The 24,369-nt window shown below is 39.6% G+C and carries 21 protein-coding genes; 5 read left to right on the forward strand and 16 right to left on the reverse strand.

Annotated features, from left to right (window positions below; all coding sequences use genetic code 11):
• Positions 1-459 precede the first annotated feature (459 nt).
• The 4 genes from lepA to gpr form a co-directional block, all read right to left on the reverse strand.
• Entirely contained in the window at positions 460-2,274 is a 1,815-nt protein-coding gene (lepA, locus tag BLQ13_RS00320; protein ID WP_090914807.1) for a translation elongation factor 4, read from the reverse strand.
• 146 nt (positions 2,275-2,420) lie between these two features.
• Complete coding sequence (locus tag BLQ13_RS00325; protein ID WP_090914809.1) at positions 2,421-2,777, reverse strand: DUF3679 domain-containing protein; 357 nt, start codon at positions 2,775-2,777, stop codon at positions 2,421-2,423.
• Between the two features lie 26 nt (positions 2,778-2,803).
• A complete protein-coding gene (locus BLQ13_RS00330) occupies positions 2,804-4,096 on the reverse strand; it encodes a stage II sporulation protein P (RefSeq protein ID WP_090914811.1) in 1,293 nt (430 codons plus the stop codon).
• Between the two features lie 155 nt (positions 4,097-4,251).
• Positions 4,252-5,253, reverse strand: coding sequence for a GPR endopeptidase (gene gpr / locus BLQ13_RS00335; RefSeq protein WP_090914813.1), 1,002 nt, complete (start codon positions 5,251-5,253; stop codon positions 4,252-4,254).
• 176 nt (positions 5,254-5,429) lie between these two features.
• Between gpr and rpsT the strand changes: the two genes are divergently transcribed.
• Positions 5,430-5,702, forward strand: coding sequence for a 30S ribosomal protein S20 (rpsT, locus tag BLQ13_RS00340; RefSeq protein WP_090914815.1), 273 nt, complete (start codon positions 5,430-5,432; stop codon positions 5,700-5,702).
• A 183-nt stretch (positions 5,703-5,885) separates the two neighbouring features.
• Here rpsT and holA read toward each other — a convergent pair whose 3' ends face one another.
• The 3 genes from holA to BLQ13_RS00355 all read right to left on the reverse strand — a co-directional run bounded on the left by holA (position 5,886) and on the right by BLQ13_RS00355 (position 9,001).
• Positions 5,886-6,902 carry a DNA polymerase III subunit delta gene (gene holA / locus BLQ13_RS00345; protein WP_090914819.1) on the reverse strand — a complete coding sequence of 339 codons (1,017 nt, stop codon included), beginning with the start codon at positions 6,900-6,902 and terminating at the stop codon, positions 5,886-5,888.
• Positions 6,903-7,160: 258 nt separating this feature from the next.
• A complete protein-coding gene (locus tag BLQ13_RS00350; protein WP_090914821.1) occupies positions 7,161-8,456 on the reverse strand; it encodes a zf-HC2 domain-containing protein in 1,296 nt (431 codons plus the stop codon).
• Positions 8,453-9,001, reverse strand: a complete 549-nt coding sequence (locus BLQ13_RS00355; RefSeq protein ID WP_090914823.1) for an RNA polymerase sigma factor — start codon at positions 8,999-9,001, stop codon at positions 8,453-8,455. The genes BLQ13_RS00350 and BLQ13_RS00355 overlap by 4 nt, the downstream gene beginning before the upstream one ends.
• Positions 9,002-9,350: 349 nt before the next feature.
• On the opposite strand from BLQ13_RS00355, the gene BLQ13_RS00360 reads away from it, so the two are divergent.
• On the forward strand, positions 9,351-9,653 hold the full coding sequence (locus BLQ13_RS00360) for a hypothetical protein (RefSeq protein ID WP_090914824.1): 303 nt from the start codon (positions 9,351-9,353) through the stop codon (positions 9,651-9,653).
• Positions 9,654-9,802: 149 nt separating this feature from the next.
• On the opposite strand, the gene BLQ13_RS00365 is transcribed toward BLQ13_RS00360, so the two are convergent.
• The 3 genes from BLQ13_RS00365 to BLQ13_RS00375 form a co-directional block, all read right to left on the reverse strand.
• On the reverse strand, positions 9,803-11,701 hold the full coding sequence (locus BLQ13_RS00365; RefSeq protein WP_167375599.1) for a copper amine oxidase N-terminal domain-containing protein: 1,899 nt from the start codon (positions 11,699-11,701) through the stop codon (positions 9,803-9,805).
• Between the two features lie 209 nt (positions 11,702-11,910).
• Complete coding sequence (locus tag BLQ13_RS00370) at positions 11,911-13,956, reverse strand: ComEC/Rec2 family competence protein (protein ID WP_338060856.1); 2,046 nt, start codon at positions 13,954-13,956, stop codon at positions 11,911-11,913.
• A 200-nt stretch (positions 13,957-14,156) separates the two neighbouring features.
• On the reverse strand, positions 14,157-14,501 hold the full coding sequence (locus tag BLQ13_RS00375; protein ID WP_139168823.1) for an RNA polymerase sigma factor RpoD: 345 nt from the start codon (positions 14,499-14,501) through the stop codon (positions 14,157-14,159).
• 99 nt (positions 14,502-14,600) lie between these two features.
• Here BLQ13_RS00375 and BLQ13_RS00380 point away from each other — a divergent pair, with 99 nt between their 5' ends.
• Together BLQ13_RS00380 and BLQ13_RS00385 are read left to right on the forward strand one after the other, a co-directional pair.
• Positions 14,601-15,290, forward strand: a complete 690-nt coding sequence (locus tag BLQ13_RS00380) for a hypothetical protein (protein WP_090914827.1) — start codon at positions 14,601-14,603, stop codon at positions 15,288-15,290.
• A 13-nt stretch (positions 15,291-15,303) separates the two neighbouring features.
• Positions 15,304-16,197, forward strand: a complete 894-nt coding sequence (locus tag BLQ13_RS00385; RefSeq protein ID WP_090914828.1) for a hypothetical protein — start codon at positions 15,304-15,306, stop codon at positions 16,195-16,197.
• 350 nt (positions 16,198-16,547) lie between these two features.
• Here BLQ13_RS00385 and BLQ13_RS00390 read toward each other — a convergent pair whose 3' ends face one another.
• Positions 16,548-18,251, reverse strand: a complete 1,704-nt coding sequence (locus tag BLQ13_RS00390) for a KAP family P-loop NTPase fold protein (protein WP_090914829.1) — start codon at positions 18,249-18,251, stop codon at positions 16,548-16,550.
• Positions 18,252-18,595: 344 nt separating this feature from the next.
• On the opposite strand from BLQ13_RS00390, the gene BLQ13_RS00395 reads away from it, so the two are divergent.
• Positions 18,596-19,558, forward strand: coding sequence for a hypothetical protein (locus BLQ13_RS00395; RefSeq protein ID WP_090914837.1), 963 nt, complete (start codon positions 18,596-18,598; stop codon positions 19,556-19,558).
• Positions 19,559-19,786: 228 nt separating this feature from the next.
• Here the strand turns inward: BLQ13_RS00395 and BLQ13_RS00400 are convergent, their stop codons facing one another.
• The 5 genes from BLQ13_RS00400 to BLQ13_RS00420 form a co-directional block, all read right to left on the reverse strand.
• A complete protein-coding gene (locus BLQ13_RS00400) occupies positions 19,787-20,386 on the reverse strand; it encodes a hypothetical protein (RefSeq protein WP_090914839.1) in 600 nt (199 codons plus the stop codon).
• An 86-nt stretch (positions 20,387-20,472) separates the two neighbouring features.
• Positions 20,473-21,057, reverse strand: a complete 585-nt coding sequence (locus BLQ13_RS00405; RefSeq protein WP_090914841.1) for a DUF1643 domain-containing protein — start codon at positions 21,055-21,057, stop codon at positions 20,473-20,475.
• Between the two features lie 104 nt (positions 21,058-21,161).
• Complete coding sequence (locus BLQ13_RS00410) at positions 21,162-22,409, reverse strand: hypothetical protein (RefSeq protein ID WP_090914843.1); 1,248 nt, start codon at positions 22,407-22,409, stop codon at positions 21,162-21,164.
• 1 nt (position 22,410) lies between these two features.
• The gene (locus BLQ13_RS00415) at positions 22,411-23,799 is read right to left on the reverse strand and encodes a hypothetical protein (RefSeq protein ID WP_090914845.1); all 1,389 of its coding nucleotides are present in this window, start codon (positions 23,797-23,799) and stop codon (positions 22,411-22,413) included.
• A gap of 2 nt (positions 23,800-23,801) precedes the next feature.
• A complete protein-coding gene (locus BLQ13_RS00420) occupies positions 23,802-24,191 on the reverse strand; it encodes a histone-like protein (protein WP_090914847.1) in 390 nt (129 codons plus the stop codon).
• Positions 24,192-24,369: the final 178 nt, after the last annotated feature.

Raw genomic sequence — 24,369 nt, forward strand, 5'->3', positions numbered from 1 at the left:
GTAAGTCCCCCTTGATTTGAAAAAAGGAAAGCCAGTTGGCTTCCCTTTCAGCTAAAATGTTGATTTATATAAAGTGATCTAACAATTTACACATTCCACTCCAATGACAGAATAACCTTCCAATCGCTGTTATCCCCAGATTTTTTTGATTCCCTTTCCCAAAAGGGAAAAATCCGGTGATAAAGGCGAACGCTCCGCTTTTTCAGGTTTTTTCTGTCCTCTCCGTTAATGTGTAAAAATAATTCACTTTATATAGTTTGATTACCAGTAATTCGATACGCACAATCTGTGCTGTACTTAAATTATTAGAATGCATTTTTAATAGACACAATCTGTGATGTACCTAAAAATGCATTATTAATGCATTCTCTGATACGCAAGATCTTGATGTACCCAGAGATTGCATTTTAGAATTTAATTTTGATACGCACAATCTGTGCTGTACCCAAAATCAAATTATTAATCATCAATTTTCAGTACCGCCATAAATGCCTCTTGTGGCACCTCAACGTTACCAACCTGCTTCATCCGCTTCTTACCTTCCTTCTGCTTCTCCAGCAGTTTCCGTTTCCGCGAGATGTCACCGCCGTAACACTTGGCAAGTACGTTTTTACGCATCGCTTTAACTGTTTCACGAGCCACAACCTTGGTGCCCACAGACGCCTGAATCGGTACTTCAAACATTTGCCGCGGAATCAGTTCGCGCAGTTTCTCACAGATGATACGGCCCCGATTGTATGCACGATCTCGGTGAACGATAAAGGACAAGGCATCGACTTGTTCGCCGTTAAGCAGGATGTCCATTTTCACCAGATTCGACTGGCGGTAACCGGACAGCTCATAGTCAAACGAAGCATAACCTTTGGTGCTTGATTTCAACTGGTCGAAGAAGTCATATACAATCTCGGACAACGGGATCTCATAGGTAATCGTAACCCGTGTTGTGTCCATATATTCCATATTGATAAATTCGCCACGTTTATTTTGGCACAATTCCATAATGGTTCCCACGTAATCATTCGGTACAATGATTGAAGCCTTCACATAAGGCTCTTCAACGTAATCAATCCGTCCTACCTCAGGGTAGTTGGATGGATTATCAATTTGAATCTGCTCGCCGTTAGTCAGCGTTACGTGGTAAATTACGCTCGGTGCTGTCGTGATCAACGGAATGTTGAACTCGCGCTCAATCCGTTCCTGAATAACGTCCATGTGCAACAATCCCAGGAATCCACAACGGAATCCAAAGCCCAGCGCGCTGGAAGTCTCCGGCTCAAAGCTGAGCGATGCGTCGTTCAACTGCAGCTTCTCCAATGCCTCACGCAGATCCACATAGTCCGATGTCTCAATCGGATACAGACCGCAATATACCATTGGATTGATTTTACGATAACCGGGCAGTGGTTCAAGTGTCGGATTTTTCGCGTCAGTAACCGTGTCCCCGACTTGAGTATCGCCGACGTGACGGATACCCGCAACGATAAATCCTACATCCCCGACGTTCAGCTCGTCCACAATGGTCATGCGCGGCTTGAACGCTCCTACTTCGATGACTTCAAACGATTTGTTTGTTGCCATCATTTTGATTTTGGAACCCGCCTTGATTTTACCGTCAATAACACGCACATACACGATAACCCCTTTGTAAGGGTCATAGTGCGAGTCAAAAATCAGCGCTTTAAGCGGTTGATCCGGATCGCCTACAGGTGCAGGCACACTCTGTACCACTTGCTCCAAAATCTCTTTGATCCCGATGCCGGCTTTGGCCGAAGCCAATACAGCGTTGCTGGTATCCAGTCCGATAACATCTTCAACTTCCTGCTTCACCCGTTCAGGGTCAGCACTTGGCAAGTCAATTTTGTTGATAACCGGCAAAATCTCCAGATTGTTATCCAGCGCAAGATATACGTTAGCCAGCGTCTGCGCTTCGATCCCTTGAGCCGCGTCAACGACAAGCAACGCCCCTTCGCATGCAGCAAGACTACGTGATACCTCGTACGTAAAGTCTACGTGTCCCGGCGTATCAATGAGATTCAGTAGATACTCTTCACCGTCGTCCGCTTTGTAATTCAGGGCAACTGCTTGCAGTTTAATGGTGATTCCGCGTTCGCGTTCCAGATCCATCTGATCCAGTACTTGTTCCTGCATTTCACGTGATGTCAGCGCACCTGTGTACTCCAAGATCCGGTCCGCAAGTGTTGATTTACCGTGATCTATATGTGCAATAATTGAAAAGTTACGAATTTTACGTTGTCTTTCCCGAATGTCAGTCATTCCTTACCCCCAGAAACAGCCTAGTGTCAATCACTTCATTATAACAGTTGCTTCAAGGTGCATCAATCCCATGATGATTTAACTTTTATAATAAAGTTACTTGAAGAGTGCCCCGAAGGTTTAGTTTTCCTTTAATCCGTCTGCTTCTATTCATCTACTCCGCCAAAAAGAGAGACCACCCACTTGATGCCGCTGTTTGACAAGTTTTGCAGCAATCCAGCCGTTTTTTCCGCCAGTACATCCACCGGGGCCTTGTGCTGGTCTGCCCCAAGCACCTGGCTCGGGGTCTGGACAGGAACAAACGGTTTTTTAACCTCGGTCTGCACAGGCTCAGTGGATACAGTTGTATTTTTCTCAGGTGCGGTTTCTGTGGTCGCCACTACGGGGACACTTTCCACAGGGTTGTTATGCTGAAAACCACTGCCTGCCAGCTGCATGCCAAGCAATACACCAAGTAACATAAGCACACTGACAGACAGCATTTTTTTGCCAAATCTGGACATCTCGCAGATCTCCCTTCTTCTATAATTTATCCGCCCTTGGATACCGGTTTTGCGCTTGCTTTATCTACGTTCTGCTCGTCCCAATATACTTCCGCGATCATATCTGCCAGAATTTTGGAGGTTTGTTTCAGCTCAGCTGCCGTATTGTCAATACCACCGATTTCGATGAGAATGCTGTTCGGGGAAAGCGTTTGGTTATATTCTCCATTGTTGCCTCCTCCGCCATTCTTCCCCCACACCCCTCGGGATACCCCCGGATACTTCGCTTCCAGCTTTTTGTGGATTTTCGCAGCAAAGGCTTCATTTTTACGCCAATTTGGATTCTCATGTCCGATAATAAAATATACCTTGGCATAACTCTGATCACCGATAGTGGTTGTCGTTTTTTTATGTCGCTGGGAATCGCGGTGAATATCAATTAGATAGGTCAGATCGTCATTCTGAGCAAGCGCCGCTTTGACAGTCTGTCTGGAATATTTATAGGAAAAGTTCCAATTGTAATCTTTGATTTTCGTTTGATAATCTTCCTTCGCATGCTCTACTCCGACGCCCAGCTTCTCCAAGCTATCCGATAGGTAGGTTCCCACTTGAAAAACATTACCTGTCGCTTTACCGGAAGATGGATTATCGCTATCCGTGCCTAGCAGTGGATTATATCCTTCACGCGGATGCGAGTGATAGATAAGGACGGATTTTCTCGTAATGGCCGGATTCCCCTTGTCTTGCCCATTCCCTTTTGCTGGTGGATCTTCATCGACTGTACCCTTTCCCGGATCATCCTCACTGGAAACGTCTGGATCATCCTTACCCGGAGGAACATGCAGTTCACTTCCTGGCTTACCTTCACCTGATGAGGCTGTTTCTGTCAGGCCTGGACCTGGCTGATAATCTTCAGGTGCTTCTGCCTTGGTATTGCCAGAGCCTGGTCTGAGCAGAACAGGCTGATTTGCACCCATGCCTGGCATTTCACGTGCAATTAAACTTTTGGGATCTTGAGGATTCACATTCGTGAGCAATTGAAACACAAAAGAAGTTAGATTTTCACCGGAAATTGCAGTGTTCTGTTCCTTCTGAGTGAGATGAGGTACTTCCATACCCAACATGTCCACAAAAAAGCGGCTTGAGACTGAACCTGCAAATCCCTTCATGGAAGAAACTGGGGAACTATTCAACCTTTTTTCCGCCATGCCTCCGAGCCCGAGTGCAACAAAAAAGAGGGCAGATATGATCATAAGCAGCAACAGTGTACGGCCCATGGCCAGCACATGCAGACATCTTTTTTTCCACTTACCAATGTTCCATGCCAATATCTTGTTCATTCTTATGTCTCCTTCCCTTGCAGAACAACTCTTATACTTCAACTCTATGAGAGTATTCAATTTGATAGAACAGGAAGTAGAAAGATAAAGTGAACAAAAAAAGAAAGTCCGATAGATTCGGACCTTCTTCTCCGTTCCATATTAGGGGATTCGATCTAGTGTGTGTAAGCCGCAACGTTATCAGGGTTTACTGCTTCGTGAAGAGCCGCATTAAGTCCGGTTGCAATGACATTGGCTATGCCTTCAATGAACTCATCAATTTCTTTCGGAGTTACGATCAGGTCATGTCCGAGCGGTTCAAGCACTTCTTTTACCAGACTCAAACGATCCTCTTCACCTATGTCATCGAGCATACCCATGATTTGTTTTGTCTGATCGGTTTCCTGACGAAAGTGAGAACGCATCATTTCGATGACGTTGTTCACGATGGTCGAAGCATAACATACCGTTGGCACACCAATGGCAATGCAGGGAACACCCAGAATTTCCTTCGTTAATCCACGACGTTTGTTACCAATACCAGAACCAGGATGAATCCCGATATCAGCCACCTGAATCGTTGTATTCACTCGTTCAAGTGAGCGGGAAGCGAGCGCATCAATGGCGATAATGGCATCAGGACGGGTACGCTCAACAATGCCCTGCACAATGTCACTTGACTCGATTCCTGTTGTACCAAGAACACCCGGAGCAATAGCACTGACCTCACGATATCCAGGCGCCACCTGATCCGGTACCAATTCAAAATACTGCCGGGTAACCATCAAATTCTCTACAACCAACGGACCAAGAGAATCTGGCGTTACATTCAGGTTGCCGAGACCTACGATCAGTACCTTGGAATCCTTGCCGATGCCCGCCTTGGTCATAAACGCTTCCATTTCTCGTGTGAATTCGGCGGCTACCCGTTCCTGCAGTTCAGTATCTCCGTTGCGAAGGGAGGGCACCTCAAGTGTGACATAATGGCCTTTTACACGCCCTATGGCTTTCGCTGCTTCATCATTCAACACATCAATCCGTGTAATCGTAATGCCATCTTTCTTATCTACATCCTCACGTAATCCGGGGATCGTCTGTTTCTGGCTGCCTTGTGCCATTTCTTTGGAGTCGATAGCCAAATCGGTACGTACGGTATAATTTTGCAAATCCAGTGTCATCTGTGTCCCTGCCTCCCTTATTCCATTTGAGCATATTGTGTGGGAAAAAGGCGGGCTTTATGCAACATACCAAACAACGATGCAAAATCTGTTGCAATTTACATGCTAGCGTGATAGAATATTTTAAGTTGTGAAACGTTTGTATTCATGCGAATGCCTTACAGGAGGTGAATGTAATGCCAAACATCAAATCCGCTGTTAAACGCGTAAAAACGAGCGACAAGCGCCGCGCACTCAACGCTTCTCAGAAGTCTGCACTCCGCACAGCTGTTAAAGCTGCTGATGCTGCTCTGGTAAGCAACGAAGTTGAAACTGCTAAAGCTGCGATTCAAGCTGCTTCCAAAAAGCTGGACAAGGCTGTAACTAAAGGTCTGGTTCACAAAAATGCAGCTGCACGCAAAAAGTCTCGCTTGGCGAAAAAACTGAACGCTCTTTCCGCACAAGCGTAAGAAGCGTTACTTATACGAACCAATGGAAAAATCCTGAACAGCATGGGCTTTCAGGATTTTTTAGCATCTGTTCCGCCAAGTAAAAGAACATACCATAAAAAAACAACCTGAACATCTCTGATCATCTGTTGAAATAACAACAGATGGAGAACTCTCAGGTTGTTTTTTTGTTTTTGCCTACGGCTATGCTCCAAGTCTTAACAAAAATAACTCCAGGCCAAGAACCTTATCCACGGCTCCTGTTTTCATCTGATAATCCAGCTCACTCAAGTGACTCAATATCTTTCGCAACCGGTCAGCATCGAATTTCCGAGCCTGTTCCCCGGCAATTTTGATAGCGTACGGATGCAAGCCAAGTTGACTGGCGATCTGCTGCTGTGAGTAACTTTGTTGCCCAAGTTCCTTGACCTGAATCATAATACGGAACTGCCGCGCAATCAGCGCTGCAATCTTGATCGGTTCTTCACGTTGCTTCAAAAGCTCATAAAAGAGTGCAAGTGCTTTTTCTAACCTCAGATTAGCCAGTTCCTCCACAAGTGCAAATACGTTCTGCTCCGTGCTACGAGCCACCAGTGACTCGATATCTGCGCGGCGAATCGTTCCTCCGTTTCCTGCAAACAAACAAAGCTTATCCACTTCGGCAGATAACCCTTGCAGTCCCGTTCCAGCATAACTGATTAGCGTATCTGCTGCCCCAGCTTCAAAGGTTACCTCTCTCTGTTTCGCGAGTTTCACAATCCATTGGATCAATTCTTCTCCACTTAGCGGTGCAAAGGCCAACACAACTGCTTGTTTCTTGGCTGCTTTTACTAGTTTCTTCCGCTCATCCAGCTTATCTCCTTGCGCCAAAAAAACGATCGTGCTGTAATCAGCGGGATTATCCATATATGTAATCAAGCGATCCACCTGATGCTCTATTTTGGATTCCTTTCCCGCGGTAAACAAACTGGTGTCCCTTACAATAATCAATTTGCGCGGAACGAGAAAGGGAACCGTCTCTGCTTCTTCCACAACAACCTCGATCGGTGTTTCGGAGAGATCATAGGGAATAACCGCAAAATCCTGATGCTCCTCTTCAATAACATGCGTTTTTAACATCTCTGTGAACTGCTGTATCTGGTACTTCTCCGTTCCATACAGCACATAGATTGGCGCAGTTTCTCCGCTGCGTATTGCCTTTGTTGCGCTTTTTACATCCATCCACCGTGCCTCCTTATCCCTTTTATCCTACCAGAAAATACACAAGACAACAAAGGGACCTTCATCCATGTATGGATAAAGGCCCACTGTTCTGCATCTATATAAACGCAGGCACAGCCATTCTAGAAATAGCTGGCGTGCGGTCATACGACGTCAGTTGTTGGATCAGAGATAGGACGTTCTTTAGTTAGATCCAGTATATGCTTGTTCATTAGAAAAGGTTCTCTCTAATTGCCCTGCAGGAACTTTATAATGGAGCTATTTCGCAGGTGATACATTAGATGAGGTACTGACTTTGAAGATATCCTTTGTAGTCGCTCCGTCTTTGTCCATTTCATAATTGAACTGCTGGCTGTCTTTGGACCAACTTCCCGACTTTAACGTACCTTCTACACTCCGTTGCTCAATCAGATTCAGAACATCCGGATCATTCGCAGATTTCGCATAAATACTTAACTGGTCACCGAGTAGCATAACAACATAAGAACCATCCGGTGATTTCCATTCTTTTGTCCCTGTCGGTGCAGCGATTCCCTGTTCAGGAGCCATTAGTCCCTGCTGACCTCCAGTGGCACCCGATTCCGTTCCAGTTCCTGCATTGTCAGTTTCACTGCCTTGAGCCGGGGTATCCTGGTTTGGAATGATCGTTTGAGCCGAAAATGTCTCGTCGAGCTCATCGTTTGATTCGGACGCACTTCTTCCATCCTTGTCATTAGGAGTGGAAGCACTACCTTCACTTGTATCCGGCTTTTTCTGCTCCGTTCCCTGACCTGAATCCATGCTCTTCTGAGTATTACCAGAGTCAGAAGAAGGACTTGAATTTACCTCTTGCTTGCCTTTGTCTTGAGATGACGGCCCTTCTGCGGAAGGTTTTACTGACTCTTGATCACCTGGAGCTTCTGGAGTTTTAAGTTCTGTTCCGTTGCTCTCGTCAGGTTGATCCGCATTCGGTTGCATTGAACCTTCCGTAACCGGATCATTTGACGAGTCAGGCGCAATCGCACTGCCTTCTGCTTGGTTCGTTATGTCTCCTTGATCGCTTCTCAGATACATCCTCTGTGCAGACTGCTCTTCACTGTTGCTATCTTGCGGTGCCCCCGAGCTCATCAGCATCGAATCTGCATTCTCAATCTGCTCTGGCTGATATCCCCAGATGGCAAATCCCAATACAACAGCCGCGGCCGCTGCACCCACAGACATCCGTCCCACCATCGAATTAAGCCATTTGGTTTTCGCTTTCTGCTCACTAGAACTTGAGCGCTTTAGACTCTCAAATGCCGCAGGGACAGGACTCATTTCTTGCACGGTACTGCTTTGTTCTTTTCGCGCTTCGTCAATCGCATCCAATTGAGGCATAATCGCATCAACCAGACTGAACTTCGGGCTTACTTGCGGCAAATCTTCCAGTTCCCTGGACAGAGCTCTGAGCATACTAAAATTTTCGGCGCACTCCGGACACTTGGCCACATGCTGTAGCATCTGCGTCGTTTCCGCCTCGCCCAGATCATGATCCAGATACCGGTGCATCCATTCCACCACCTCTTCGCATTTCATCCTGTCACACCACCTTTCTGATACTCCTGTAGTAGATTTTGTAACTGTTGTCTGGCTCTAAATAAGTAAGACTTTACCGTATTTAGCGGAAGATCGAGACAATCCGCAATTTCGTTATAGGATAAATCTTGCAAATATCTTAGAACAATGACGGTCCGATGATGCTCTGGCAACTTGTTGATCGCATCTTGAATGTCCTTGGCTACATAAGTAGACATCACTTCAAATTCTACATCCTGCTTATCCTGAAAAACCATTTCATGCTCATCTATAGACACCGATGGCTTGGTTCTTCTGAACTTGTCAATGCAGATATTCGTTACGATGCGTTGCACCCAGGTTTTGAACTGGGCTTTTTCTTCATAAGAATTAATCTTGGTGTAAATGCGGATCAACGCTTCCTGCGCAGCATCCAAGGCGTCCTGTTCATTATTTAGAATGTAATATGCGGTCCGATAGACGTGCTGTTCAATCTCCCGCAATAGGGTAATTAGAGCGTCGCGATCGCCCGATTGAGCGGCTCTGATGAGTTCCGGCTCTACCACAAAGGATCCCCCTCTCCCTGCAACCTTACTGACGTAATCATCGATAAAATTGTTGCAAAGTTAAGTATATTTTAATTTTCCATCACAAAATAACGGCATATGTATAAGGGCCGCCGAATCTTATCTTAGAATAACAGAAAATGCAAACGTAGTCATCAAACGTCTGACATCACGAATTCCAGTACTTACACGACTCAAAATAAATGCAACGGCATACATTATGGTTAAGTACTTTTAAAGGCCTAAAAATAAAAAAAGTCGAAATTTGTCCAAATTTAAGCTTTTTTTAATGCATTTTTCATGAAAATGGTGTATTGTAAATTTACATTCATAAGACGAGGTGATGAGCATGCCAGCTCTAGCGAAAATTCAACAATTAAAAGAACAAATGCCAAAGGAATATCAAAGCATTTCCCACTTTGTGGAGCACGCTTTGGAATCAATCGACACCCTGGTTGAGGAACATCGGAAATATGTAGCTGCGCAGGCGTTATACGGCGATAAAATCGTCGGATCGGAAGAACGCTTGTACAGAGAAACGGTACTGGATGTCAGAGCACAACTACTGGCGACACTCGAAAAAACCGTTGAAGACATTTTGCACAAAGGTGATAAACATTGGGATAAACATTTCAAGGACGGCGTGGAATAATTCAATATTCCCATTTATATTCAGTAATCAGAACAAATATGAAAAAAGCCCTTTCTCTTAATTCTCTTTTGAAGAGAGTTATGGAGAACAGGGCTTTTTCTTGTGTTATATTGTAGTAGTTATACAAAAAGAACTAGACTTTAAAAAAATTAATAAATGGCTATCAACTTTCCACTGAGGAATCCTAAAGCTCTGACTCCTGAAGAACTTGCATAAACCCAAACTTCAATTTTTCCTTTTGAACTTGCTTCTTGCGTAATACTGTTTGGATCTCCCCATGCCAGACGCGCTTGTGTAGTATTCATCCCTAGAGCTACTTCACCCGCAATGATTTTCTTCCATGTAGATGAAGACCAGTTGTATTTTTTATAGGGATCGTAAGAAAAGAATTGATCTGAATCTGCCAACATCTCCGTTACACTCGATGGAAACCCGCCTGCATAAGCAATAACGCTTTTACCCTTGGTATTACGGAAAACAATGGAGTAGCTTCGTTCATCATACTTCCCTTTTTCAATTTTAATATCGGTGATAGTCAATTTACTAAAGCGTTGCCCTAGGCTTGTATCACTATTAATCCAATAGGACTTGCCAATGAACCGGCTCAGATTTCCCAACTCTTTTTTCTTAATCAAAGCAAGCGTATCCTTCGACTCCACCACAAAAGCAGCATTTCCAACGAACACTTTGGCTTGTTTCAACTCAGTATCCCAATTTACCTGTATGCGTGCCACTTGTTTTAAAAGTTCCGCAGGAAATACGGTTTGCCCGTTAATGGTCTGCACCTTACCTTTCATTGTGATCGCTTTATCGTTGAACTCTGCTACTGCACTTCCCTTTGTCAGTGTGATAAGGTCATTTCCCATCTGTATCTTGAAACGAACTCCCTGAACATCGATTTTGGCTCCTAGCATTTTGAAGACAGATTGTACAGGTAAATACACATTTCCGTTTAATAATTCAGCTCCTGTCAAATTCTGTTGAGAGTTAACGGTCAGTTGTGTATCGGAAGACTTATCCCCTATTTTCAGCATCACTTTTGTAGTTCCCATGCCTGTTGCTTTCAGCTTGCCATCTGGCAGAATCAGAGCTACTTGCGACTGTTCCAACGTAATTTCACCAGGCAGAGGCGCACGTTTTGTTTTGAACCCGTTACTATAATTCTCCTGAACAGTAAGTGTGACTATGTCTCCGATATTAGCTTCCTTGGTTGATGCCGTAAGCGTTACTTGATTCAGAGTCGGTGCCGATAGAGAAGTTAACTTCCCACTATGATATACAGCCCACGAGCCATCCTGTAACTGTGCATATAATTCGTCCAGATCAAGTGAATACACCATTCTGGATACATTGTTTAGTCCCGGTAACTGCTCACCCTTGTAATTGTCATTTCTGTCATAATTCCAGACTGTTCCATCCTTTTTCACCGCGAGTAGTTTATACTCGTTTCCCCACCAGATCAAAGATTGGACATCATTGGCAATCGTAATTTGCTCTTCCTGATACAACATATTGACAATAACTACCGAGTTGTCATCTTTTAATACTGCTGCAAAAACATTATTTGCTGCAATTGCGGTAGCGTTAGCTACATTTCCAGCTTTTCGAATTTTACTATATTTTGAATAATATATATCACCTGATGAAGACAAAATGGTGTCAGTGATGTCACTTCCATATGAATAGGAACTTACATCTAGAGCAGAATCCAGAACTTTCTCCTGATCTCTAAACTTATACAGGCTCCCATCCTGAAGCTGAACCCATCCATTACCATATACCTTATTAACTCCTTTGAATTGTTTGGTTGTTGGCAAATGAGGATTATCCATATCCCACATGATAACTTGATCATCCGCAGTCCAACCAAAAACAACTCCATTATATGATCCTGAGATTCCGATTAAATTACGATTTTGTGTCCACACTCCAGCAATACTTCCTTTTGACCACAAGGTTCCATCATTTAGCAGATAGTTATTACGGTCAAGAACAGAATGAATAGAACGATTCGACTCAGACGAAGCAAATGCTCCAGGTATCCCCATCAGAACACTAAGAACCAGAATCCCGATCCACAATGTAAACGTTCTAACTCGTGCTTTTTTGAATAGTAGCATTCCTATACGTTCCCTTCTCTCTATGTATCTAGTAAACTAAATTTTTCATTTGACCCCTCCTAAGCCAAGCCTAATACTATTCGGCAAAAATAACCAAATATCCTTCAAGGTATCCTTCAGACTTTATGATTCCACTCTTATCTCGGAGCCAGCTTATACCGCACACTTATCTCTCCATCTTTCACGCTCATCTGCACCTCACCCATCTGGTCCGTTCGATAAATTTCGGAACCCATCGCTTCCAGACGTTTCATCACTCCCGGATTCGGATGACCATAGGTATTGTTTACACCTGCAGAGATCAATGCAGATTTAGCATTCCAATATTGAAGCCATGCTTCTGTAGAGGATGTTTTGCTACCATGGTGGGCAACTTTGAGTACATCTATAGATAGATGTGATTGTAGTCGCGGTACGGTAACTACCGTTGAAGAACGATGATCTCTGCCATTTTCCGCTAGACTCCCCATCCATTCAGGCACAACTATATTCGTCTCGCTGTCCGCAACAGTTCTCCCCGATTTTTGAACGTCCTGCTGAAAAGAGGTCGCCAGCGAACCATCCTGAATGTCATACAGCACATCCTGTTCCGTTGCCGCTTCCATATCTCCGGTGAATAGCATAGACGTGCCCGCCATCTCCAGCAAAAAAACAACCGACCCACCGTTCTGATTCTCAAGAACAGGCAGATCTCCTGTTGGATTAGGTCCACTCCGCTCTGGTGAGATAAAATATAAAGCCGTTTCTGAATCGGGCTTATAGGTCATGCCCTGATGTGTAGCGAATAGTGGGATTTGGCGTTGCACCGCTGTGTCCAGCAACTGATCGAATTTCTCCTTTCCACTCGTCGTTCCGTTAAAAATGAAGCGTTTCACTGGAATTTGCTCCAGTACGGCCTGAAGGCCACCGGCATGATCCTGATCCGCATGAGTCACAATGACAGCATCAAGCTGGTGAATGCCTCTCTTTTTTAATAAAGGAACAACAACTTTAGCTCCCACCTCATACGGATCACGCCTTGTTTTCCACGAGTGTTCGCTCCCCCCAAAGTTAACCGTGCCTCCGCCATCTACAAGGATATGTTTGCCTTCTGGTGTTGTAATCAATGTACTGTCTCCCTGACCAATGTCCAGAAATTGAACTACACCTGTTCCCGCAGGACGTGGCGTCTGATATGCCCACCATAATCCTGCTACAAAACTGACGGCAAGCACACCACATAACCATCGCTTCGCTTGGCTCATGCGTACTTCGCTATAGAAGGCCGCACCTCTGGATGTAAATGCACTTGCATACTCAGGCCAGGCGATACTTGCGCCAAGAGTAGAGAGTGAACCATGATCTGATGTTGCTCTTCGAGTAGGCAAGGGATCGCGCGCTGAAAGTTGCAAGCGATCGTTCGCTTTCGCTGTGTAAAGTGATTGAGTGTCAGCAGACCGTGAAGAATTGAAGCCTAATGCTAGTGTAGAGCCCCTTTGTGTAGCACCTCGTGAAGACATATCAAGTGGCGCTGTATCCTCTTCTGCAACATGAATATTTTGGGGTATCTCACCGCCGCTCCGCTGATAGAGCAAATAAAGCAACACATATAAAATCACATAATAGGTTGCAATCCATAATAAGGAAGGTGTAGGCCAGATCATCACAAAACCTGGCAAACTGTTCATCCATTCCACACTGAGAAAGGTAAGTTGATTCAACTGAATCGCAATCCATGCCAGAAGTTTCGCAAGCGGAAGCCACACAAATGATAGAATCATCGCAACCGTACCTAAGGGAAGCACTACAGCACTAATCAAAGACACCAGCAAAAAATTGGCTGCAAAAGACAGCAACGAGAACTGATTGAAGTACAGAATCGTCACTGGAAAAGAAATCAGTTGCGCTGTTACCGTAACCGAAGCTGTCGCTGCCAGCGATTTGGGCCATTTGCTGAACAACCTGTTAATAAGCGGCATATAAATCATCAGTCCCGCCGTCACCAGAAAAGAGAGTTGAAAACTCACATTTAATAAAAAATAAGGATTCCACCAGAGCATGAGCAAAGCCGCTGCACTGATGATCTGAATACCATCTCTGGCCAATCCGCGTTTCGCCATATACAGACCGATCATAGTGTAAGCCACCAGATTAAATGATAAAACGCATATCGAAAAACCGCGACAAATCAACACCGTTTCCACAGAAAATGATAAGCTGTCACCACTCCTAATGATAAGTACCGTATAAATTACCAGTCACTTTGATAAATAGCGACAATTGGCAGAATTAATGATAAAGAGCGTTTTTTGTGTCCATAAAACGTGATAATGCCGTTATCATTACAGTGAGAATGATAACGGCATTACATTTTAACGGTAAACAACCAATGAAGCATATTGCTTCATTGGTTGTTTACCGAGTGGGCATCATTATCGATTGCTCTTTGAATTGCTTTTTCAATATAAGGTTTTAGAAACTCATTAATATCATCACCTTGATAATCAGTAATATGTTCAATTCCTTCATATAAACCCGCACCTGCTTCGTTGATCAAATCCATAAAATCTATCCCCAAGCCAAGATAGTTGAGGCAAACATCTATTAAAAATACTTGTTTTGCCTTGCCTAGATTAGATTTTGCATCCTGATAACCTCTTTTAGATAATTCAATCAGAAGTGCCTCATGAATTAATAATTTTTTATATTTTTCTACTTCATTTAAAAACACTTCGTCAATATCGCGCAACCCAATCACCCCTTTTACGAAGTTCTCCTGTAGAACTATAATTCTTCTTTATTTCTAATAAAAACCATTATAAAATAAAAGGAAAAAGGTGAGTGGAATATGACAGCTTTAATCGGATACTGTTTTGACGGTGGAGCTTTTTTAGTTGCTGATACAACAAGAATTGTAAATCATCCGAACACTTCAAATTATTGGGCTCATGTTCAAACGGATAAAATCGGTCTAGCTACTTGCGGTACTCCTATAGATGAAGCTCGATTAGCTTTACATTCCCAGATACGTTCAACCGATGGTGTTCAAAAAATTGTTAACACGGCGATTAATTCATATAGACCTTTTTTGCTAAAGAATAACATAGCCGACACTAACTTGTTGATTTTTGGTCATGAAAAAGGAACAGGGTTCATAAGCCACTTAGATTGGAATTCCGTTTCTAGTAACTTCAATATTTTTAATTATTCTTCTGGTTCCATTGTTGCGGATGGGATTTTACCCTCCGATACAATCAAATCAGCCGATTCATTGCTAAAAAAATCTAAAACACTTGCAGGAGGATATCAATTAGATTTTTGGGCGCAGTCAATTATGAATACCCTAGTAAACCATACCGCTTCAAGATCTAATTCATTCGGAGTTAACCCTATTGGATTTCCGATAGACTTAATGATATTTAGGGAAATTGATAAGAAAAATTATCAGTCTTACAAGAGAATACCTGTTCCCAATCCTAATTTAAGTACCATGATCCAAAGTAAAGTGTCAAAAGATATCTTTACTATTTATATGTGAAGGAGCAATTATTTTGGAGGATATCGTAGTCTATGGTATAGACGCTGGCGCAAATTATGGTTGGGTTCGTTTGGAGTCCCACCCTGGAGATCTTGATAACTATATACCGGAGATAAAATGTCATAAACCGCGATGCATTACAAAATGTATCTGTAAACGAAAAAACGCAATAAGTAGTACAGACCGATTAACAAACACAATGGATGGAAGTCACTTCCAAGCGGGAAGGAAATATTCAGAAAAGTATAGTGTAGCAGGAAAAAATCAAACTACATTCATTGATGATACTCCAACATTAATAAATTTAATCCTCGCAGATCTGCAAGACTTAAAGAAAGTGGCTGTTGGTATTGAAGCCCCAATGTGGTGTACAACAAGTTTAACTATAAGATTTCTGGAAGAAGGAAATGGTGCTCATTGGTGGAATCCGGCTGCCTCTTCAGCAACAATTAATGCTATAAATATTGGTGTACAAATATTTAGTGGTCTAGGGGCATTGGTTAAAAAGGGCTCGCTTCGTTCAACTACCGATATTAATCAGTGGTTATCTAGCAATCAATGTAACATTCTTTTATTTGAAGGCTTCGTATATGGTCAATACAAAATAGAGTCGATTCAATGGACACAAAAACGAAAATTACATAAAGATACGAAGAGTTTAAGCATACATGATTTTAAGCCACCAGAGGAGCATCTTTGGGATGCTTTTTTAGTAGCATCAGCCTTCTGGGAGTTTCATTCATCAAGCAAGAAATCACAGAATAAATTAGGAAATTACAAATCAATAGTTCAACCAATAACTTATCAGGGAGATGTCCTCTCACACTGGCATACTATTCTAAGGAAAGCCCGCATCCCTCGTAATCCTGTAGCAGATCAAGATTGCCTAATTTTTTCAATTCAATAAATCAATCATCAAGTTTAATAACTACAGTCTATTCTTTCCCCAGTTCCAAATAATAGAATAGAACTCACATATGGACTAGCAAAATATTGCTTTTAATTGTTGTGGCACATGAGTAATTCAATAGTTACTCACCATTTTTTGTATATCTTGAGAATCATATTTTAGCGCTGAGATAATTTTGTTGCTAGTACATAGCATATAGCAAATATAATTAAAACCAAAAATCTTTTGGTGAACATCTATTTTAACAGAATAATCTTAGTGATTAAGCCCCAATCGGGAGATCATCTTAAAATGGTCTCCCTGTATTATGCAAAAAAACAGCATGACTTCTTAAGTCATGCTGTTTCTCAGCGAATTAAACTTTTATCAATAAGTGAGTCAGCTGCAACAATAACTTCAATTCTCATATCACTTACGTATTTATTTAAATATCGGATTCTTTTATGAGAATCTTCTTTAACTGAAGACATAAACGAACCATACATACTCTCGAACCTCATGTACTTATACTTCTTTTGATTTTTAACCTTTTTCATACTTGCGACAAAAAAGTTAGATTCATCAGGGTTAAAATAAAATACAAAGAACCATCTTATATATTCATTAAAGGTTACTTTGTGTTTCATTGCTTCAAAATGAGATATAACGCTCTCCTTTGATAACACCAACAAGTTTAGTATCCGCTTAACTTCTCTAGGGGTAATGTCTTTAATTTTTGTGATATCATTAATTATAGATATAATAGTAACTTTCTCTTCTGAATCAAAAAAATTCGTCTGCTTAAGAAGTTTTTCTAAAAATGTACTATAATCTGAATGTTCATTTAAATAAACTGGAATTGAAATGTATTTCTGGAGATAATCATGCCCAAAGCTTAATTTATCATCTCGTGTTGCTTGGTCTTTCAGGAAAAATTGGTTGTTGTTCGCCAATGCTAATGCAACTAACTCTTCATTCATTGAAATGACTTTGATAATAGACTCTGACGAAATGAAGAGTTGAAGTGCAGAAAAAAATTCAACGATTGTTTTTTCAGAACAACGATCAAGCTCGTCAACAATAAGGACAATATTTTCATCTTTTTTCAACCAGATTTTTATCAACTTATCAAGAGAATGTTTTACTTCTTCTCGAGACCCTAACTTTGCTTTAAAATCAGGTATAAGGATTTGATGAAGCAATTTATTGGATAATGGTTTAATTACAAACACGAGCTTCTTAACAAATGGAACAATGAATTGATAAATGCTACTCACAAGTAACGTAGCTGAAACAAGATACACGTAGAGTTCTGTGTTTTTTATAGTATCATCTAAAGAATCATATTTTCTAAACCATAATGAGTAAGCTAAAATACATGATATTACTAACAAGCCACTAAATAAATACATTGCCTTATTGCTTCTAAATGATGGAACCAGACTGTTCCAAGCAAACTTAATTCGCCCACGTAACTTTGTTTCAGCATCATATTTCAAATACAATTCCTTTAATATAGAAAACCAAATCATTTTATGATCGTCATATTCAGTTGGATTAAATCTAACAATATACGATTTTTTATATCTTTCTCTATCAATAGGATCATTTTGTTTTATTTTCTGATTAATTTTATCTAAGTTCTTTTCAATAAGACCAGCAAATGTGGATTTTCCCCGCCCCCACTTTCCATAAATTCCGATAGTCAAAGGAGCTATAGTCTGTTTATTAGCTATAAGACGAGCAAGGGCATTGGCTTTGGCGTTCCTATCTAACAAATCCACATCACTTTCTTTGTCTATAAGTGCTGCTTCCAGCTCTAACTTACTGGAAAAATTAGAGATTTTGTTTTCATTCTCTTCTTGTACCTCAATTATTCTTAATTTCGATTTTAAATTTTCAGCTTTTCGGCTTAGTTCATTGAGATGTGCTGTAGAACCTTCCTCCTGGATAGGCTCTTCATAATGCTCTTCATCTATTGCACCATGAAGTTGCTGCACTAGATCATCTATTTCTTCTCTCACGTTATATAATTCGACGTTAATAATTCGTTTTTCTTCATCTCGACTCATTACAAACCGCCTGTCATTCGAATTTTAGGTCAATTTTATGACTATATATTAAAAAAAATAATGTCGCCTCCACACTAAGGCATATATAAAAAGAATATGAAAGGGTAGCGAGCTTTTTTACTTGATTTTCTAAAAAACTCGTTGGATATATCTTATAAAGTTATGAAGAACTACCCTGATGGTAATTATGAGATTTGTATTTAAGCCAAATACACAGTTTGTTCAGGGGAATCAACCGGCTATATCTTACTGAAAAGTCACACATCAATTCTATTATGGTCTTACTAATCTCTTTATCATATAATTTAATCTAAAGAATTAAATTCACGGGGGATGATTAATATATGAATATTGTTAGCGAGATAAATTATGATTACATTTCCGAACGTTTTCCATCTTCTTTTATTGATGATCTTGATGAGTTAGAACCCAAAAAAAAAATTATTAAGATATTTACAAAGTACCCCTCTTTAGTTCTACTTGATGGACTAAAGATATTAAAACGATACGAAGAAACTTTTTCTTTGGACATAATTTATGATGGAAATTACGATAAAGACAAAGATAGAACTACAGATTTTAAATTATCTAGTACTTTGGATAAAAAGGATTTAGATAAATTTATGTACATATTTACTGCAAGTATTGATGAATACGGATTTAGCAACGTACACGATTCAGAAGAAGATTATACAACTCAAATTAACGATTCCTCTCTTAATCTGGAAATAAAACAAAAAAATATTCGCTTTTCTCCGCCTAATATTAAGCTATCTGGAAAATTAATTGGCTCATATCATGACATTTCTATTTCAAACCAATATGAATGCAAGGCAAATATCGTAATTACTGGTCTAAGTAATAAAGATGTCTGCACACACCAGGATTGGAAAATTAAAATGCTTCTTGCCTTCAATGACTACAGAGAAAAGAACTATGATGGTATGCTAAAAAACATACATACTTGTTTTGAGTTGTTTTTAAAAACCCAAATTCAAGGTAAACTCGATTTCCATAAACGATGGTCAAAAGCAATGGTAACGAGCAAACTAACGAAAGAAGATTTGCTAATGAAATCTTCTGAATGGGAAAAAGTTGAAAATAAGTCATCCAGTGATGAAATTTATAGAAAACAAATAGATAAATATCTAACAATCAAAAAAAAGAGGAATGCTAACAGCCACGAAAAACACATTTCTATCACAAAAAAAGAAGCACAAAATTTCGCTTATATTTGCATTACTTTTATTTATTCAATCTTGTTACAAGAAAACAAATTTGTTGAACCTTGGATCCAGGGAATATAAGCGTATAGAAACAATCAGAATGCTTTTATGCTAATTATCGTTGTATTATAGGTTTGACAAAATATAAACACTAAACTATAGATTTGTGAAAAGTACATTTTTAGATCAATTGCAAACGATATTTTTTAAGAAAGCTCCATCTCCATTGCTCGAATGATAATTATGGTGATGGAGTTTTCTTAAAACAATTTTTGATATTCTTTGTTAACTCAATAAGTGTTTGTACAATTAATAATTATCCCTATTTTCCCATTCCAAGAGATAATCCGAAAGATCTCTTGCGGAATCATTGTCAACATTCCCATTAATAATTTGATTTAATCTTGAATCTTCCAACCCAGTATATTGAATTAATAGTTCTTTAGCTACTCTAACCGCTTCTCTTTCAATTTCTCTTTCCGCGTAATTCAATTGATTTTGAATTTCCATTATCTCGGCTGTTATTTTACCTTGTTCAAATTGTTGTATATGTACATATTCATGAGCGATTGCATTGAATACATAAATTCTAGAGATTAATTCCATATCATGGGATCTATGAATACGATGAGAAAAAACATCATTTATTCTAGTAACTATTGAACTAACATATATTTCAATCCCAATTATTTCACTGAATAAGGAAGTAAAGAGTAACGCTCCAAAAGTATCTTGTACTATGTAGCCACCATCACCTTGTTGATAATCTTTTGGAACAATTGGATATTGATCTCTTGTACCCTCAATGTTGAGTTCGCTCCGCACGAATAAAACAAAATCTTTAAAACTCTCACTTTCAATTATTTCTGTTACTACCATTTCATTTATGTGATTTCCAAAGAACCCCATGATTATCATCCTTTCAAAAGATTATAGCTCAACACCTTGAATACAATGGAATGATAGTATTGGTTCCTGGTTGTGATTTCATCCCATCATATATTATTTATATTAAATTTGTTCAATTCGGGTTCATCATTCCAGACTCTACCATGTTTCGGATTCCCACTCTCGTTCAATCCCCCAACACAAAAAACTTTTGATTTTTTTGAGAGCAACATTACTTTCAGTTTCTTTTTACGCTCTTTGAAATTAGACTCATCTACTCCTAGGCAATCACCATAAGCAAGTATAATTATATCCACTTTCTCTAAAACCTCTTGAATCCAAAGATCATTCTCTAATTTATTTAAGATATCATTTGACTTCCCAGCCAAATTAGATGGATTATTATCAACATATGACCACAAATTTAGACAATGAACAACATCATATTCGCGCTTTCCGCACCAACAGAGCACTTTTCCGATTGTGGAATCTGCTTTCCAGTGTCCTTGTCTAGTAATGTCAGTCCAATTTGTGGAAGAACCATTCATTTGAATCACTGCAACACTCTTTTTCTTTTTTTTCTTTTTATTTTTAAGGCGAAACTCTAGTCCATAACGGTGACTACCTAAAATATATATATAACCTTTGGGTTCTACATGAACTAAATTATATAGCTTTCTAGCTTCAGACAAAGCTACTCCTCCTTAATTGTTTTCCTAATAAGTAGTTGAACTACTTATTAAAAAACGCATCTCATGACCAACCATCGCTAAGGGCACCTATTTAGCAAATACCTTCAATCTTCATATTGCTGATTTTTTTTTCTTACATATTTTTTGATTCTGCGATCCCAAGAAAAAATCCACAAACGGAATTGAGGGAAAACTCCAAAAAATATGAGAACTAGAAGCGATAAGACGCTGATTGATATGTGTGTAATAAACCAAGCCTTACTTTGAGGAAAATTTTTCATAGCTGAGTTATTTATGAAGATTAACTTAAGTGATGCATAAGCAGACAATATAACTGTAATAATGATAGGCACGATTTTAATTACTTCATTAATTAAAGATGTTTTAACTTTTTGAGTTAATATGCGGTGCTTAGCTGCCTTTTTATCAATCCATATTTGCAAATGATTTAAATGATAGGATAACTTACTATCTAAAGATTTTATACCGTTCTGAAAGGAGTGCATTTCAATACGATCTCCATTTATGACTTGAAACACTTTTTTGTTTTCAGTTTCATTTATGAAACAGTCTTTGATTATACTTTCAGGGAATAAGTATTCTGTACTTTCAGGTCGAAATAACTCTTGTTGGTTAATTCGGGTATAACCAAGCTCTACTAAATACATACCAACGAGTCTATATACTTCTTCTCGGTAGTTTTTCTCTAAGTCTGAAGGAATGTTTATATATGCATATAACTTAGATATAATTGGCTTGCTGTGTTCATTTAACCAATTAAAAAATCTGACTGCAGCTGACTGCTCTTGCAGAGGTACCGACCACATTATATAGTTTTGCTCTTTAATAGGTAGTTCTCCAATAAAAGAAACGTATATTGAATCTGATTGACCTTGCTGGTAGTCTGAATCTTCTATATCTTTAACAATCAAGTTAATCTTAACTGTGTCCATACCAATATCTATTGGAAAGTGATAATAATCAGATTGTCTTTCCATTTTGTTGAGATCATCCGGTTGTAATGTTTTCCCTGAGCGGTGGTAGATGGTGACCATCCAACATATTACAAGCGCCTTAGTATCAATTGTTCCTACGAGCAATTTTGTTTGTTTCACACTTTCATTTTCATTCTCATCTATGATGATTTCAGTCTTTTCCATTTCCTGCTCATTCAAAATCCCCTTAACCCGCAGTGGTTCTAAAGCATCTCGAGGCTCAATTTCCATCAATTGAGTCCAAGGAGTTTTCAACGATGAAATATCTCGAAACTGTTGATGTTTTCCAAATTCATTCAAAATATTGTCGAGATATTCTATTTCCGACTCCGACAATATTAAATCATCAATAAACATACTATTCGTCCTTCTGAAGATGCTCGTATTGACCAATTAAATCCACTGCATCTCCGGTTGATTGGGCAGCTAAAAACTGCAAAATCTGAACAGTTTTCCGTGCAATAGTCTCGCTTTTTGAACGATTCATTCTTTTGATTACTGTAAAGTAGTCTGTGTAGTATGCATATAAGTTGGAGTAATTACTGGAAGATGATTGTAAATGTTCATCAGGTAGGATCTTCTTCTCATCATTCAATAAATGCCCAATATTAAATATCACCGTGCTAACCAACTTAATTTCCCGGTGATCCATTGGCTTTCCTCTGTACTCATTCACAACTCTCGATAAGTCATCTTTTATTGCCGTAATTCGTCGTGTGCGATGCGAAGGTAATGCTGCGGGAGAAATTTTTTTATATAGAGCTTCTATTTGAGTCGACATATCTTTATAATATTTTTCGGACAATACAACCCATTCAATATCCAGAATAATCCTATCCAGTACATCCGGTAAGACAAAGGTATCAATAATTAACTTACCATCCTCAGATATTTTTAAATTCACTCTGTGACCTTCGACTACACAAGTTGTGTTAAGTTCACTAATTGTAAGTGAGTCATTACTTTGTATGGACTTCACCAAAGGATTCTCATAATTTATTTCATTAAGCCCGTGAATGATAAATCGAAGATCATCATCAGATCGATATCTTGGGGAAGACACGAGACCCTTTAATCTTAATTGAATCATAATCAATTGAGCCTCGTCTAATAATATCTCTTCAATTTTTGGATCGTATGGTATAAAAAGTAGATAAATTACTTTAACTAAATCCTTAGACTGCCGGGTTGTACCGTTTGGATTAAAAAGCGCTATAATTCCAGAGCCGAAATAGTAGCGTGCTTCAACATATTCTGCGTTAATTTCCCTAATAGGCACTGGTTCGTGTACAATTATTGAGTCTTCTATACGAAATTTAAAATCAAGATATGCTTCTCTATATGCTACTTCTTCAATAAATAAATCATATTTCAAATTTGGATTGAAACTATCAATTTCAGTTATATTTCGGTTAATTAAACTGTTAATACGACTTCGAATTTCGTCTGTTACTGTTAAAGGAGCTGCCTTAGATCGATACAACTTTATATTCATTCTATCCCCTTTACGTCCGTATTCATCAAACACCGGTCGTATAACGGTATGTAAGCGATCAATATCTAGTTGATATGCCTGAGATAAACCTGTGTAGCAATTACTTTTATTCGCCTCCACGTTTTCAGTATCTTCCTCGTCTAAACTATTAGCGTATTCTTTAAATACAGAAATAAAATCTGGAGCATAGATTCGTTCATACATATCTTTCACGGAATATTCTGACCGGAAGAAAAACGTTCTGGATGACATTTTTAAACCTCCATATGCCGCACCAAAGAGGATTGAGCTACAATTTTTAATTGCTCCTTTTGGTTATCTAATTCAAGGATGATCTTATCTATGAATTCATGTGGTTGCATCAATTCTTCATAAGCGGTTTGCAAATCAGAATCATAGATTGTCGACCGTCCTTGACTTGCACATACCTCTTCAGCTCGTTTCACTAGCATGATTGTTATTTGTTCTAATTGTGCCATTAACATATCCTTCGCACCATTAGTTACTCGTGATGATGTTTTTGTACGAACAAATTTTGAAAGAGTTCCTTTACGGGATACCCGAATTGCCCCATCATCTTCTTCATGCTCAAACTCCTCTTCATCTAACGATTGATATTCTTCTGCCTCAACATTATATGCCATTAATATGCTCCCCTTTTAATTGGCTTCTCGTATGCTACAAAGAATTGATATATTAAGCAAATATGATATCTTAAATTATATCAGATCTGCTATTTTCCAACAATATCCTGCAGAAACCCATATATTTCATATGATTAACAGAAACGTTTAGCTAGCAAACAGATCGTCTTTGCCAGTT

The organism is Paenibacillus polysaccharolyticus, assembly GCF_900102085.1.
GTDB classification, from domain to species: Bacteria; Bacillota; Bacilli; order Paenibacillales; family Paenibacillaceae; genus Paenibacillus; species Paenibacillus polysaccharolyticus.